14 protein-coding genes and 1 tRNA gene are annotated in these 14,291 nt (G+C 58.4%); 6 read left to right on the plus strand and 9 right to left on the minus strand.

The features are described from left to right. Nucleotides 1–28 precede the first annotated feature (28 nt). Both ACTQXO_RS02835 and ACTQXO_RS02840 read left to right on the plus strand, forming a co-directional pair. A complete protein-coding gene (locus ACTQXO_RS02835) occupies nucleotides 29–1,222 on the plus strand; it encodes a helix-turn-helix transcriptional regulator (protein WP_441033247.1) in 1,194 nt (397 codons plus the stop codon). Continuing rightward, entirely contained in the window at nucleotides 1,212–1,733 is a 522-nt protein-coding gene (locus tag ACTQXO_RS02840; RefSeq protein ID WP_441033244.1) for a hypothetical protein, read from the plus strand. Before ACTQXO_RS02835 ends, ACTQXO_RS02840 begins: the two co-directional genes overlap by 11 nt. Nucleotides 1,734–1,750: 17 nt before the next feature. Here the strand turns inward: ACTQXO_RS02840 and ACTQXO_RS02845 are convergent, their stop codons facing one another. Then, nucleotides 1,751–2,755 carry a helix-turn-helix transcriptional regulator gene (locus ACTQXO_RS02845; protein WP_441033242.1) on the minus strand — a complete coding sequence of 335 codons (1,005 nt, stop codon included), beginning with the start codon at nucleotides 2,753–2,755 and terminating at the stop codon, nucleotides 1,751–1,753. A 306-nt stretch (nucleotides 2,756–3,061) separates the two neighbouring features. Between ACTQXO_RS02845 and ACTQXO_RS02850 the strand changes: the two genes are divergently transcribed. Beyond that, nucleotides 3,062–3,727 carry a hypothetical protein gene (locus tag ACTQXO_RS02850; protein ID WP_441033239.1) on the plus strand — a complete coding sequence of 222 codons (666 nt, stop codon included), beginning with the start codon at nucleotides 3,062–3,064 and terminating at the stop codon, nucleotides 3,725–3,727. A 103-nt stretch (nucleotides 3,728–3,830) separates the two neighbouring features. Here ACTQXO_RS02850 and ACTQXO_RS02855 read toward each other — a convergent pair whose 3' ends face one another. Genes ACTQXO_RS02855 through ACTQXO_RS02870 form a run of 4 tightly spaced genes read right to left on the minus strand, consistent with a single transcriptional unit; the run spans nucleotide 3,831 to nucleotide 8,161 of the window. Further along, nucleotides 3,831–4,466, minus strand: coding sequence for a hypothetical protein (locus tag ACTQXO_RS02855; protein WP_441033236.1), 636 nt, complete (start codon nucleotides 4,464–4,466; stop codon nucleotides 3,831–3,833). After that, nucleotides 4,447–5,445 (minus strand): phosphoribosyltransferase family protein, encoded by a 999-nt coding sequence (locus ACTQXO_RS02860; RefSeq protein ID WP_441033234.1) that lies wholly within the window; start codon nucleotides 5,443–5,445, stop codon nucleotides 4,447–4,449. The genes ACTQXO_RS02855 and ACTQXO_RS02860 overlap by 20 nt, the downstream gene beginning before the upstream one ends. 32 nt (nucleotides 5,446–5,477) lie before the next feature. Further along, a complete protein-coding gene (locus ACTQXO_RS02865) occupies nucleotides 5,478–6,158 on the minus strand; it encodes a hypothetical protein (RefSeq protein WP_441033231.1) in 681 nt (226 codons plus the stop codon). After that, nucleotides 6,155–8,161, minus strand: a complete 2,007-nt coding sequence (locus ACTQXO_RS02870) for a helicase-related protein (RefSeq protein ID WP_441545423.1) — start codon at nucleotides 8,159–8,161, stop codon at nucleotides 6,155–6,157. The genes ACTQXO_RS02865 and ACTQXO_RS02870 overlap by 4 nt, the downstream gene beginning before the upstream one ends. A gap of 161 nt (nucleotides 8,162–8,322) precedes the next feature. On the opposite strand from ACTQXO_RS02870, the gene istA reads away from it, so the two are divergent. Continuing rightward, nucleotides 8,323–9,777 carry an IS21 family transposase gene (gene istA, locus ACTQXO_RS02875; RefSeq protein ID WP_441033228.1) on the plus strand — a complete coding sequence of 485 codons (1,455 nt, stop codon included), beginning with the start codon at nucleotides 8,323–8,325 and terminating at the stop codon, nucleotides 9,775–9,777. Further along, nucleotides 9,774–10,520, plus strand: a complete 747-nt coding sequence (gene istB / locus ACTQXO_RS02880; RefSeq protein WP_304202432.1) for an IS21-like element helper ATPase IstB — start codon at nucleotides 9,774–9,776, stop codon at nucleotides 10,518–10,520. The genes istA and istB overlap by 4 nt, the downstream gene beginning before the upstream one ends. Nucleotides 10,521–10,602: 82 nt before the next feature. Here the strand turns inward: istB and ACTQXO_RS02885 are convergent, their stop codons facing one another. Both ACTQXO_RS02885 and ACTQXO_RS02890 read right to left on the minus strand, forming a co-directional pair. Further along, nucleotides 10,603–11,232, minus strand: coding sequence for a type IIL restriction-modification enzyme MmeI (locus tag ACTQXO_RS02885; protein ID WP_441545419.1), 630 nt, complete (start codon nucleotides 11,230–11,232; stop codon nucleotides 10,603–10,605). Between the two features lie 204 nt (nucleotides 11,233–11,436). Continuing rightward, nucleotides 11,437–11,513 (minus strand) — tRNA-Met (locus ACTQXO_RS02890). A 197-nt stretch (nucleotides 11,514–11,710) separates the two neighbouring features. Between ACTQXO_RS02890 and ACTQXO_RS02895 the strand changes: the two genes are divergently transcribed. Beyond that, complete coding sequence (locus tag ACTQXO_RS02895; RefSeq protein WP_441033170.1) at nucleotides 11,711–12,508, plus strand: type III pantothenate kinase; 798 nt, start codon at nucleotides 11,711–11,713, stop codon at nucleotides 12,506–12,508. Between the two features lie 47 nt (nucleotides 12,509–12,555). On the opposite strand, the gene ACTQXO_RS02900 is transcribed toward ACTQXO_RS02895, so the two are convergent. After that, nucleotides 12,556–12,786, minus strand: a complete 231-nt coding sequence (locus ACTQXO_RS02900) for a hypothetical protein (RefSeq protein ID WP_427718019.1) — start codon at nucleotides 12,784–12,786, stop codon at nucleotides 12,556–12,558. 247 nt (nucleotides 12,787–13,033) lie between these two features. Next, nucleotides 13,034–14,140, minus strand: a complete 1,107-nt coding sequence (locus tag ACTQXO_RS02905) for a serpin family protein (protein WP_441033164.1) — start codon at nucleotides 14,138–14,140, stop codon at nucleotides 13,034–13,036. Between the last annotated feature and the right edge of the window lie 151 nt (nucleotides 14,141–14,291).

The raw sequence follows: 14,291 nt of genomic DNA on the forward strand, positions 1-14,291 counted from the left end.
CTCATAATGTGCGCCAGGAGGTTTTGTGATGGATGAAGTGTTGACTACAGAAGAAATTGCCGAGATGCTTCCCGGCTCACTTGGGCTTCAAGATGATGCGCGCTCGCGTTTGCTGTGCATCCTGGGTATCCTCATGGGTTTCACCGATGCGCACCACGGCTTGACCGCCTCCGAAATCCGCGACGTACTCGCCGCCCGCGGCGAGTCGGGCAAGCGTCCTTCGGAGCCCTCGGTCCTCGCCGACATCAAGGCTCTAACGGAAAATGGGATACCCGCTGTCGAAATCGAGCGCCCGTCTCGCGGCAAGTCCAGCGGGTTCAAGTGCACAAAGGCCTTCCTTACCGATGCGCAGGCGAGGCTGCTCATCAATATTGTCCGCACTTGCAAGTTCATCACTCTAGACGAATGCCGCCATCTCTGCGAGGCTCTGGAAGGACTCGTTTCTGTGTACCAGCAGGACAGGATCGTCGGCGAGGTTTACGTTGACGAGCGTCCTCGCCCGACAGAGCCAGATGTGTTCGAGGCGGCAGACGTAGCTACTCTATCTATTGAGCGCGGGAAGAAGATGGGGTTTGGATATTGCTTCTATGGTCTCGATGGCAGGGAGCACCTCCTCGATGCGCCCGATGGCGGGCATGAGTTTCACGAGACGCCTATTGCGCTCATATTCAGCAATGGCAACTACTACCTTGAAACATGGCCCGAATCTCCGAACGCAGAGCTTCCCAGAAAGCATTTCAGCAGGAGATTAGACCGAATCAGAAATCCAAGAATCCTAGATGAGCCCGCCGAGAACAACAAGGAGATTGAGGCTCTTAGACGTAGCGTGCCTCGCAGAATTACCCAGACCTTCGACATGTTCGGCGATGGCGTGGAGCGGTACCTGTTTCTCAGGGTAAGCGCGCTTGCTTCAAATAACGTGCTCGCCAGATTTGGCCATGCATGCAAGTTCGAAAACGTCGCAATCGGCGAGAACGGCATCGAATATGGCTATTTGCTCGTATCAGTTCAGTTGTCTCCTACGTTCTACAGATGGCTATGCGGGTTCGGCTCTCAAATCCAGATTACGCGCCCGCTCGGCGAGCTCTGGGCGAGAGGCGGTTCGTGGGCGAGGCACCCCGCCTCGAAGCGCTCGTTCGCGAGCCTTGTCGAGGATTACGAAGCAGCTGTGGCCGGATACACCGCTCATCTTAAGGAGGCGTTATCCCCCTATGAAGATTAAACGTCGAATCGACGAGAAGGATCTGCTGAAGATGCTCGGCATTCCTTCGTTCCGCCATATGTCCAAAGACAAGCTCGCGAGCTTCGTGTCGGCGCTTCCCGATATAGACCCCGATGTTGCCAAAAAGGCCCTCGAACAGTTTCCAGACCTCTCAACAGCAATAACCGAGATCGTCGGCCACTATGCGGGAATTGTCTCAGAATGCCTCGCTGGCAGTGATGCCGACACGCGCCTTTGCCTTGAGACCTGCGCCTCGATCATAGATTCCATCCAACGCGAGCTCGAGACCGAAAGGCTCGCATTCGAGCAGAGCGAGATGCTCATTGGGCAATCGTTGGAACTTGTTCAGATAATGCGTTCCATCGATGCAGACGGCAAGCGTTTTCGCGCTCATATCATCTATGCGTCATCGATTGCGGTCGGTCTCGTAGCAGCAGCTCTTGTTTCCGTTCTCGGAGGCAAAACCGATCTTTCCCTTCCGAGTTTAAGCCAAGTAGCGAGGCGTGCTTAACCGCATGCCTCTCGGCCTTACCGCCCAAGACCGATCTCGTATTTCCCTAAAATTCCTCTAAGCTTGCCAGCGTAGTTATCTCGCAGCGTTTTAGGATGCAGGACCTCTGCACCATCGCCAAGTGTCGCGAGCCAACCATAGAGGACCGGGCTCTCGCGCACGGGGACGGTCACAATGGCGGTCCTGCCGTCGACGGAGGGCACTGCGTCCACGTCGCGGCCGAAGCGGTCCACCACGACGTTCATCAGGTCGGCGTCCACTTCCAGCGTCATGACGGCGCGCTCGCCGTCGTACATGCCGAAGGCGGTCCTCGCCGCCTCGTCGGGGTCGTAGCAGGCGATCGTCTCGTTGCGGTCGACGGCCTCGCCGGTCACCGCGATCTGCCCCATGCGGTCCACGCGGTAGTTGCGGATCTCGCCGTCGGCTGCGCTGTAGGCGACCAGGTAGTAGTTGCCGTCGGAGTAGGTCAGGTTCACCGGCGTGACCACGTGGGCGGCCCCGTCTCTGCGAGCCACACGCTCCTTGCCGGCGCCGTACTTGTAGTAGCGGAACGACACCTTGCTCTTGCGGGCCATGGCGTCCTGTAGCAGGTCGACCGCCACGAAGTCCGACTGGTCCTGCCTCTTGGGGCGCCCGTGCACGTGCACCTGCTTGTTGAGCGCCTTCCTCTCCTCGGCCGAGGCCAGCTGCCGCACCGACTTCACGAGCGCCTTGGACGCCCCGTCGGAGAGGAACCTGCTCGACTGTACCGCGTCGACGAGCAGCGTGAGCTGCGAGAGCTCGAAGTCCCGCTCGGCGAGCGCGTACTGCACCGGCTGGCGCTTTAGCTGCCGGATGTCCATGCCGAACTCGCGCAGCGTCTCGATGTCGCGGTAGATGCCCTTGCGCTCTGCGTCGATGCCCCTGGCCGCCAGCCGCTCGATCAGCTGCGGCATGGTGAGCCCGTGCTCCGGGTCGGTCTCCGTCCTCAGTATGTCCATCACGTGCAGCACCTTGAGCTTCTGCGCGCTGCTCGTTGCCATGGGCGCCCCTTTCCGCCTTCTTTTCCAACTACGACGATGATAGCCCACCCGCACATGCACCTGCCGCCGTCTCCCGTTTCGGCCGACCTCCCCGGCATCCCGCCCGTGCGACCCGGGACGCGGATACTCGCCGAGGACCCCGCGACGCGCAAGGCGCGGAAAACTTTCCAGCAACTCCCATCGATGCGGCCGGAAACTCGAGCCCTCCGGGTTTCCGCTTTCCTCCTTGCGTTCCTTGAGAACCCCGGCGCATCACGTGCCAACGGACCCGCAAGGGGCGGGTCGAAACATAAGGAGGTCATCATCATGGGTAACAGAGCTATCATCACCACGCCGGAGCGCAAGGTTGGCCTGTACGTCCACTGGAACGGCGGGCGCGACACCATCGAGCCGCTTCTCCGCTACTGCGAGCTCAAGGGCTACCGCGACCCGGCCAAGGACGAGTACGGATGGGCGCGCATGTGCCAAGTGCTCGGCAACTTCTTCGGCGGCACCAACTGCGTCGGCATCGGGCCGTACACCACCGACGAGCGCATGGATCCCGGCGACAACGGCATCTACGTAATCGACGGCTGGAAGATCGTCGACCGCATCGGCCTCTACGACGGCTTCGTCGAGCAGCAGGAGTACGACTTCGACGAGATGGTCCGCGGGTTCGACGCTGCGATGCCCGAGAGCGAACGCCTGGGCGAGTTCCTGGACTCGGTCGAGGTGCCCGTCGGCGAGCTTCAGATTGGCGACGAGGCGTACATGTTCTCGCATTACGACGACTGGAAGGCCTACCCGGTCGTTGGCTTCGGCCAGCCGGAGTTCAATCGCATCTCGGTGTGGGTCGACCTTCCGGACGGCAAGAAGGATGTCGCCTATCCGAACCTGCCCTACGTCGCATGGATGGATCACGACGGCGATTTCAGCTGGAACTCCAACAACTACGTCCACGGCCCCATGGCCCGCATCAAGCCGCGCAAGTAAACGTCAACGAAAGGCGCGGGTTCGGCTCTCCGGGCCCGCGCCGGAAAGAATGCCTTAATCCTCTCTTTCGTGTGGAGTTCCTTGTCGAGACGAATTAACCTGTTCACTCCGCCTCGTCGAACAGGGATGGGCTGCTGAGTGGGTCTCTCTTCTCTATTTCGACAAACGCCCTTGCGACAACGCCAGGTTCCGATAACGCAATCTCGCGTAGGTCTTCGAGCGTTTTGAGCTCATGGCAATCGAAGCAGATGTCATCTAGGTCCGTCGCGGCGGTCTTGTACAGTACGACTGGCTTCCCCTTGCTGAGTAGTTGGTACATGTTGCGCAAACTGCCTTTGCTGGCTGACTCATTACCGAAACGGTTCACGTATGTGCTCTGCCAGATCACAAGCCCGTAATCCGCAATCGCGCCCATGGCCCGATCCTTTGCGGTTTCGATTTCACGTCCATTCCGGACATTTCCTGCTTTATCGGTCTTTACGACAGAGGAAGGCGTGATTCTGCAGACGCTCCAAGTATCGAGGACGTGCTTCGTTCGGGGCTTTTCGTGCACAGTGTAAACCGAGACGTTCTGATAGGCTCTGGATGCCAGATAGCGCAGAACCGCCGAATCCACTCCTCGCTCCGAATCGCCAATCACGATATCGAAGTCAGAGCCGATTATTCTGTCGATACGTTCTCTGACCTCATCGGGAACGAACGGTATCTCCCTTGAGCCGCTAATAAATATCGTCGTCATCAGCCGAGCTACCTTTCACCCCGCCGTAGATGTTCTTGCAAAGCGAGAGGAAGTAGATCTCTTGCGCGCCTTTGTCCTTTAAGGCGCGTATGCAAGCCCGCAGAGTCGCTCCCTCTCCATATGTGTCGTCGAGCAAAAGAACCGTTTTCCCGCGCACGCTCTCGTTACAGCTCACGTCATTGGGCGCGAGCTCCGTGCCTTTCGGCCTGCTCTTGGACTCGGTCCTCGACCTCTTCTTAAGAGCCTCCTCGTAACCGAATCTTCCTTCCGAGACGAGCTCTGCCAACAGGCTGACCGGCTGTAGTTTTCTTCTCTTCGATGATGGGGCGGGCACAACGACTAAATTGCGGATCACGCGCTTGTCCACCAGCTGCTCGATTACTCCGCATTCGCCAATTCTTCTGACGATCTCCCTAACCATTTCGGCTTTCAGAGCATCGTCCACCCTGGTGTCGTATTTGATCATATGGATGAGCGACCCCAGAGACGAGTACGTGTTTTCCTGGCGCCCGGGAATGGGCTCGCGATAAGGCTGTAGCGCAACCCCGCGAGCGAGACCGTCCTCGACGATGGGAATCATTACGTTCGTCCCACATCCGCCCCTGGAAGGTGAGCAATGCTTTGCCCCGGCAAAAGCCTCACTTGGTACCAGCGCCTCTTCGCCACATGCGATGCATCTGTTCGGATTGGCGGGACGACTCTCGTCCGCTCTGACGTTCGAAACAGCCACGGTTTGGGTCCCAGTTGTTACACCGCACGCATCCGGGCCATCGTCCAACGATGCGGTTTCAGGCACATCTCCATCAAAAGGAGCACCCAGGCTCTTTGCGCGCATGTCACAAAGAATCGTCTCTGCCTTGCTTGAGCCAAGCTCGTATGCCGCGCTCAGCCAGTAGAACGCCTGCTCGTAATCTTTGGCTACGCCGTCGCCTTCCAAGAAAGCTATGCCGCGCTCGGTATATTTGTCGACCTTGCTCAAATCTCGCTCCCGGTTCCGATTCGCCAGCTAACTCATTTAATAAGCAGCATTGCGAGACAGATAAGGTTTACGACCCCCAAGCCGATTGCGGCATAGATGGGAATGAGGAGCTTCTTCTTGACCGAGTCCGCGCTCTCGGCAATCTTGCCGTCGATCTCCTTAATAGCGCCTTCTGCTTTGGTGATTTCGGATTCCAGGCTATCGAGTCGCGACGAGGTGGCGTTCTTGAATCCAAGCATATCCGTTTGCAGCTCGTCACGAGTCCTCTCGTGCTCTTTGAGGGTTTTCGTCTTCAGCTCGTCGAAAGCCTCATCTTGAATCTTTCCCAATTCGCCGAAGGAGTCCTCGACTGTTTTCTTGAGTTCGCTACACGTGGTCTCGGTCATCGTGCTGACGGATTCCAGGGTTTCACCGACTGTGCCTCTCAGGGACTCCATCTGCTCTGTCGTCGCAGCGCGCTGCTCGTCAGACGCCTTCTTCGCCTCGTCTAGCATTGCTGCAGAGTCGCGATGCTGAGCTTCGAGCAGTTCTGTCAAGGGCGTCAACGCCTCGATAATTCTATCTGCGTTGTCTGCCGCCCTGTTGCCAGCAGCGGTCGCGCTTTCGAGCTCGCTCGTTGACTTTTCTATCAGCCCGTGCAGATCTTCCGCATCCTCGCTGAGCGTCGCTATGGCGTTGTTCAGTCCTTCAATGTTCGCTTCTCGGGAGCTCATGCTTCACTCCTTCTCTTCCAGGTTGATTTGAGCCTATTGTCAGCCTCGCCCACCAGATATCTGAGCGTGACCACGTCGTTGAGTGCCTTGTACGTCTGAAGAGCTCGTTGCGGAGCGTGCTTCACGACAGCCGAGCCGAACGCGTCCTTCGCCTCCTCGCCTGCGCTAACAAGCAGAGCTAGGGTTTTCTCGAACAGCTCGTCGACATTCAGGCCGGTGTATTCCGGGATCTCGGAAGCGACAAACGAGAACTGGCTCTCGACATCCGCCTCGGCGAAAGTTCCCGATAAAAGCTTCGCCATCATAGTCGACCATTCGAGACCGATGTTGGCATGGAAGCTTTCGCGATAGCGGTCACAGAGCGCTGCGATTGCGGCGAGCTCTTTCGGATCTTTGAGGACGTCGATTTGGACGGTGGGGTCGTCGGTGAGTTCATATGTGGTAAACAACCTCAACCAGGTATCGACACGCGTCGCATCGCGGACAATCGCGTCGAGCTGGTCGTTGCTCTCGGTGTCGAGGCGGAAATAGCTGTTGATGTAGTCGCGTATCTCCTGATCGGTGCAATCCCTCTGACAAAGGTCGAGCATGTTTCCTATTGCGCGGCGCCTGCTGAACACTATGTTGTCGCTCGTCCAGAGCAACAAGGTATCTATGAGGCCTATAAGCTTATTTCCCTTGGGTGCACCGCGATACGCATCGACGTACTTGCGATGGGCGGGCGAAGGATTGTCAAAGGAGAAGGTTGGGTTGTGCCTCTTGATGTACTCCTGCAATGCCGCCTTAACGAAAGACTCGCTCTCATCGTTGATTTCACGCATCTCGACGTCGTAGGTTTCTGCATTGAAGTCGGCGGTCCAATCGAGGACAATTCCAAGGATGGCGAGCTTGTACAAGGCGTCCTGCGTTCCGATTCGCACTTCTGCTGTTGTCGTCGTATTGGTCGCCATAGCCCGCTGCTTAGCTCTTTCATTGACGGCGTCCCACGTGAGCCTTTTGACCAAGTCGTCCTTGACGATTACATGTCCATCCTTGCCACGTCTCTTGCGGAGCCATTTGAATACTTCGACTATCGCAAGACGCTCGGTTTGCAGGTCTTCGTGATTGTTGCCCCAAAGGTAGAACAACGTGTTGAGGTCTCCTGCCAGGTGCGGTTGTAGGCTTATGATCTCGTCGACGGTGGTGGTCTCCTCGAATAGTAGCCGAGTATCATCTGGATCCGATTCGTTCGAATATAGGATGTAGCATTCGGATTCGTTGCGCGCAGGATCGCGCCCGGCTCTCCCGGCCTCCTGGTAGAAAGCCTCAACCGACCAAGGCAATCCGTTGTGAATCGTATACCGGATGTTCTTCTTGTTCACGCCCATTCCGAATGCCTTCGTGGCGCACATGACGGTGAACTGGTTGTCGAGGAACTCCTCCTGGATGCGCGTACGTTCTGCTCCTCTATCAGCATGATAGGAGTCGGCGGAAATACCCCGCTTCCTCAAGTGGGCAAGAACCCCTTCGCATGACGCGGGAAGCCTCTTGGAGCTGTTTTTTATGTTTGAGAAGATGATTCCGCAGATAGAATCCATTCCCCGTGCTTCAAATATTGATTCGATGCCCTCGGTTTCCTGGAAATGCTCGTCGATCTGATCGAGAATCGCATCGAGCCTCTCTTCACGATCCTGCTCGTCAATCCGCACGATGTGGTACTTGAGCTCCGGTCTGTCCAAGCTTGTCGACGTCTGGACGTTGGCTTTCGTTATTTCGAGTTCGCAGAGAAGGTCTTCGAGGACGTTTCTCGAGGCGGTGGCAGTGAGGGCGATGATCTGCGCTTCAGAGCAATATCTCTTTATGGTTCCGTACAGTTTGAGGTAAGAGACCCTGAAATCGTGCCCCCACTCGGAAAGGCAGTGCACCTCGTCGATAACCGCATAGCCGAAATGCTTGCGAGCAGACAACTCGTCTAGCCGTTGCCTGAAAGCGATAGTCTGAAACCTTTCTGGCGAAATCCATATTGTTTAGGGCAATCTGATTGTTGCTAGTGCGGCACCCATTCTTTTCATCTACGGAAACGAAGAATTTCAGAAAAGGCAAAGGCATGCCGACCAGCTAGGCCTACCGTTGCAATTGCAGCTACCAACTGACAATTGCATAGGAGGCAGGAAGGATGATCAGCATGCCAATGATCGAAAGTATACGAGAGATGTCGAGAAGGGGCCTCTCCAATGCGGAGATACAGCACAGGACGGGGATATCCCAACCGACGATCCGCAAGTACATCGCGATGGACGATTTCTCGCCGCAGGCCCCGAGCCTGCAATCGCGCCCGTCGATCCTTGACCCTTACAAGCCCTTCGTCGACGAGATCCTGCTCGGCGACCAGCGCGTATGGCGCAAGCAGCGACACAGCGCAAAGCGCATATACGAGCGCTTGCTGGACGAGACCGCCTACGACGGCGGCTACGGAACCGTCAAGAACTACGTGAGGAGGCGCAAGGCCGAGATATCCGCGGCGTCCGACTGCTATATGGAGCTTGTCTGGGCGCCGGGGGAGGCGCAGGCCGACTTCGGCGACGTCGACGTGCTGGCCGGGGGAGAGCGCGTGAGGATGCACTTCCTGGTGCTCAGCTTCCCCTTCTCCAACATGGGCTTCTGCCAGCTCTTCGCGGGCGAGACCAGCGAGTGCGTGTGCCAGGGCCTCCGCGACATCTTCGAGCACATCGGCTGCGTTCCCACCCGCATCGTCTTCGACAACGCCACGGGCGCCGGCAGGCGCCGCGGGCAAAGCGTGACCGAGGCGGACCTCTTCCGCCGGATGAAGGCCCATTACGGGTTCGAGGCGACCTACGCCAACCCCCGCGCCGGCAACGAGAAGGGCAATGTGGAGCGAAAGGTCTACTGGTGTCGCCAGCATCTGTTCACGCCTGCGCCCAGCGTCGACGACATCGAGCTGTTCAACGCGGAGCTGCTCAGCCGCTGCTCGGGCTCGGGTTCGAACCGCCACTACGAGAAGGGGCTGACATGGTCGGAGCTGTTCGAGAGGGACAGGTCGGCGATGCCGCCCCTGCCCGCCAAGCCCTTCAGCTGCATGCGATTCGTCACCGGCGTGTCGGTGGACAAGCGCGGCGACGCCACCGTCGACGGCGGCCACCGCTACCATGTGGGCCACAGGCAGGCTTCCGGCACCGTCACCGCCGTGTACGGCGCCCACACCGTCGCGTTCGCGGACGCCGCGGGCGAGATCGTGGCGGAGCACGCGAGGAGGTTCGGGGCCGCGAAGAACGGGCCGGAGGCCGTGTCCCAGCTGGCGTTGCTGGTGAGGAAGCCCGGCGCATGGCGCAACTCGGCGGTCAGGGCCGCCATGCCCGCAGACGTGAGGGCCCATGTGGACGCGCTGGAGTCGGCTGCCAGAAAGGACCTGATCGTGTGCATGCGCAGGTGGTGCAGGGAGAGCTCGGTCGAGGACGTCGGCGCCGCTATCTCCGAGGTGCTGGCCTCAACGGGGAGAGCCAGGCCCTCCGACGTGGAGATGATGCTCGCGAGGATGGGCGGGTTCGGCCTTGGGACGGAGCCCGACGTCGGCCCGGATCTCACTGTCTACGACAGGATGCTCGGAGGTGACGCCGCATGAGCGCGCGAGGCGACCTGGAGAGCGCGGTGAGAAGAGGGTTCAGGGCCGTGATGCTATCCAACCACACTGCGGAGAAGTACGCGTCGGAGTCGACGGCCGCAGAGCTCAGGTTCTTGGCAGGCATGTTCGAGGAGGAGCTCTCCTGGAGAGAGGAGAGCAGGAGGGGGCGGCTGCTGAAACGGGCCAAGTTCCCGGTCCCCAAGACCTTCGAAGGGTACGACTGGTCGAGGGTAAAGGTGCCGGAGGAGATCGGACGCGGGGGCATCGAGAGCTGCAGGTTCATTGCAGACAAGCAGAACCTCGTCCTGTACGGCGGCGTGGGGAACGGCAAGACCCACATGGCCATAGCGTGCGGAACCGCAGCCTGCGCCATGGGGATGACGGTGATGTTCACGACGATCGCCGACCTCGTCGTGAGGATGACCAAGGCCGAAGCCGAGGGAACCTTGGAGAAGGTGTTCAAAGAGGTCGAGAGGGCCGATCTGGTGATACTGGACGAGCTTGGGTACCTTCCCATAAACCAAGATGGCGCCAAGCTCCTGTACCAGGTGGTGAACAAGTGCTACGAGAGGAGAAGCCTTATCGTGACCACGAATCTTGAGTTCAGCAGGTGGGGAAAGATCCTGACCGACGACCAGATGGCGGCTGCCATGATCGACCGAATCGTCCACTACGGCCACCTGGTCGTGTTCGAGGGGCCGACGAAGAGGATGGAGGCCTCGCCTATGGCCCGAAGGGGCTAAGAGGCAAAGCCAAAGAGAGAAAGAGGCACGCCTTTGCCAAACCTGAAACCTTTCCTTGCCACGTGTGAAAAGAACCGCTGCCTCAATTGAAAGCCCGAGCTTGACACAAACAATGGTGATTCTCGGGCGTGTCGGAGTCATCGAACGCCTCGGCGACCTGGTCATGGAGTTTCGACATGATCTTGCCAGCCTCTACGGAAACGGCGCGAGAGATCGTGGCCGGAGCCTCCGCCCCACCCTTGAGAAACTGGATGGCCGCGAGGTTCTTGGGGAGCTCGGCGAGCGGCAACTTGAAAAGAGGCTCCCGGCATAGCGAGTCCCGCTCGCGGTCGAAGACCCAAAACTCGGCAAAATTGCAAGCGATGATGTAGCGCGGCTGTTGGGAGAGGGGCATGCCCTGAGCGTAGGCGTTGCCCTGCTTCGCGGGCGTCACCTTGCGGCCCTGGCGCGTCTCCTCCTTGGCGAGGTCGATTCCCAGCGACTTCTGTTCGACAAGGGTTTTGGCTGATGGTATGAAGACGTCGATATAGCCCTCATGCGTGCTCGCATCGGTGGAGACGGGCTTTTCGAACTCGAGCCTCGAGACTGCATCCTCAACGCCCAGGACGTTCTGATAGAAGTCGATCCAGAACCGCTGGGTGTCCTGGTTCTCAATTCCCTTGTTCGCCCACTTGCTTGCAAAAGCTTCTGCATCGGCTTTCTTCCCCGGCATACGGACCCTCACTTGATAGCCTTTTCCACTAAGAAAGATTCTACGTGCTAGTCCGGTCTTTTTTACCAGCGTTTGGCTTTATTGCACTCCGGTAGGCTTCTTTGTGCGTGGTTCCGTCTTATTTTCTTCGCTATTTCTTCGCCGCACTATTTAGCCAAAAGAAAACAGCCCAGAGAAACAATGCCTCTGAGCTGCTAAAAGTCTTGGTCGCGGGGGCAGGATTTGAACCTACGACCTCCGGGTTATGAGCCCGGCGAGCTACCAGACTGCTCCACCCCGCAATGTCTGGGCGCCTCATATGCGCAAGAAAGAATATTACTCGGGAGTTCGGTGGACGGCAAGAAAAATCTCGTAGAGCATAATTCCTTCATATTTAAAACCTCTCAGCCCATATCACCGTAAACGAATCGCAGCCGAGCGCCGTCGACAGCACGTATACAATGGTGCGCGTCCTTTTATGCCGAAACCGGGAGTAGACATGCTGCTCGCTATCGATATGGGAAACACGCAGACGGCCATGGGCCTGTTTGACGGAGACGAGCTGGTGCAGTCGTGGCGCATGCCCACCGACCGCTCCTATACCGCAGATGAGATCCATGTGCGCCTGATGGGTTTTTTTAAGATGTACGGCCTTTCGCTCGACGCGGTCGACGCTATCGCCTTTGCGGGCGTGGTGCCGCAGCTCTCGCGCGAATGGCATGCCGTGGCTGACCGCATTGCCGCAGACGCCATCGTCATTGGGCCGCAGACGGCCGCCGTGACCAAGCTGCGCGCGGCGCGTCCCCAGGCCGTAGGTGCCGATCGCGTCGCCAACGCCGTTGCGGCCGAGACCTTCTACGGCGCACCGGCGATCGTGGTGGACTTTGGCACCGCAACCAATATCGACGTCATCGATGAGGACGGTTATTACATTGGCGGAGCGATCGCGCCGGGCATCCGCATCTCCATGGATGCACTTGCCGCCCGCGCCGCCAAGCTCGCCAGCGTGCCGCTCGAGGCGCCCGAGCACGCCATCGGCCGCGATACCGAGGAGTGCATCAAGGTCGGCGCCGTGGTGGGCACCGCCGCTATGGCCGAAGGCCTGGTCGCGCGCATGAAGCGCGAGCTGGGCCGCGAGGATGCCACCGTTATCGCCACGGGAGGCCTCGCCGGCATCGTCGCCGATTCGACCGATGCCTTCGACGTGGTCGATGGACAGCTCACCATTAAGGGTATCTGCGAAATCTACCGCCGCATGCAGGAGCTGGGGCAAGACAGGGACCGGAGCCAAGCGTGAGCATTGTCCTATCCCCTCGGTTTCTCTGACGCACGGACTAGATGACTCTAGTTCTCCAACCCCTCCGTGAGCCAGATCAAGGGACTACGTTTCATCAAAACAGAAAGGTAGCGGGCCAGATCAACGTACTCTTTGCAGACAATACCGACCGTGAAAAGGTCCCCGCGGAGCTTGACGAACTCTTTAACAATCCCGTCCATGCGCTCCTGGCTCACGGGAGTGTGAAAGCTAACGGGAAACCTCGTCCCTTTGACCGACTTTACATAGTCCTTGACCATAAACTCCGTGAACATGCGGTTGATTACCCCCGCATCAGTCCGATGGCCTAGAAAAGCAGGGCGCAAGCTCTCCACGCTCCTCGAACAGTTCCAGATCGAAAAGCCCCACGTCAAGACGCCCCTCAGCACACGCAGACTCATATTCGATGCGCATCAACCCATCTGGAACTATCTTTTCAAAATAGTCAGCTGGAAAGAGTACGTTGGCAACCCTTGGCATAGCAGCCCCCCTTCGCAAACCTCAACCTCACCTTTCTTGCATGTCCACCGACGGCAGCGCGACGCTTGCCACAAAGAGCGGTACGCCGGTGCGAGACACGAGCGCTGCATAGAAAGGCCTGTCAAGCGTTATCTTGCGCGGCTCTGGCGGGTTCTCCGGCGGAAGGCCCGCGACAGCGACCATCACCGTGTACGCTCCGGCCTCTACGCCGTTCTCATCGACAGCGAACTTCGCGCCATGGACAATCTGCGTTGGAGTCCCCTCTACCCCCACCATAGGTGTAAGCTCCATCGCAGTTGCCGTAGAGACGCCGGCGGCCTTTAGCGGCGAGCAGACGTCCGAGAGCGTCGACTCGCATTCAAAGCGAGGAATCCCCAGGTCGACGGGCTCCCATTCTCCCTCGCCTTGGGACAGACGCTCGAATAGCCCAAGCGCGTCATCAATATGATCATCCTCGCCGCTCGGAAGAACAAAACACACGCCGGCATCGGAGCTGAGCGGCAACAAGAAGGCCACCCTGCCGTTCTCGACGATCACCGCACAATCGCGCTCGCCACGCATAAACGCTGCTTGAACATCGCCGTTCTTTGCATGGAAGGTCTCAACTTTGGTCGATTCGCCGTCAAACGGATCCGCCCATGCATCCTTCATGTAAAGCGCGCTCACAAGACAGGCAAGAGCCACTGGTGATAACTCGATGCTTGGCGACAACAGGCCGTGAGTTTGTTCGGCTATCCAATCGGTCACCCGTTGGCTAACGCGCGGATCGGCCAAGTCATCGATTGACACATGCACGCTGCATTTGTCGCACTCGTGCAGAAACGCCTCCGATGGGCTCGCGGACCTGGAAAGCCAAGCTGCCGTTGCCGTGCTCGCATCATAACCGTCATAGCCCCAGTTCCGCTCCAGCTCGATGCCGAAGGGATCACGCTCGCTAAACATGTCGCCATCGCCCAGGAGCATGTCGAGCTCCCGACATGTGGCGCCCGAGGCACCCTTTCGTACAATCGTCAACAAGCTCGCGACGCACGCAGGCGACCAAACCCCGTTCTTGCCTTGAGCGAGTATTTTCTCGGATAGGGATTTTGCAACCCTCCATGCCTGTGGACACGCCGAATTTGCTTTGACAGCCATAGTCTGCTCCCATCGTTAGGACATAAACTATTATTTCGCACGGCGCGGACACAAATCTCGCACCGAAAAGGCAGCCCAATGGCTTTCTAAGAGGCTCAAAGCCTTTCTATCCCTCAAAAACGAAAATTTTTCAGTTTTGAGGAATAGGCTC

This window comes from Collinsella sp. LCP19S3_D5 (assembly GCF_052121415.1).
Lineage (GTDB): Bacteria > Actinomycetota > Coriobacteriia > Coriobacteriales > Coriobacteriaceae > Collinsella.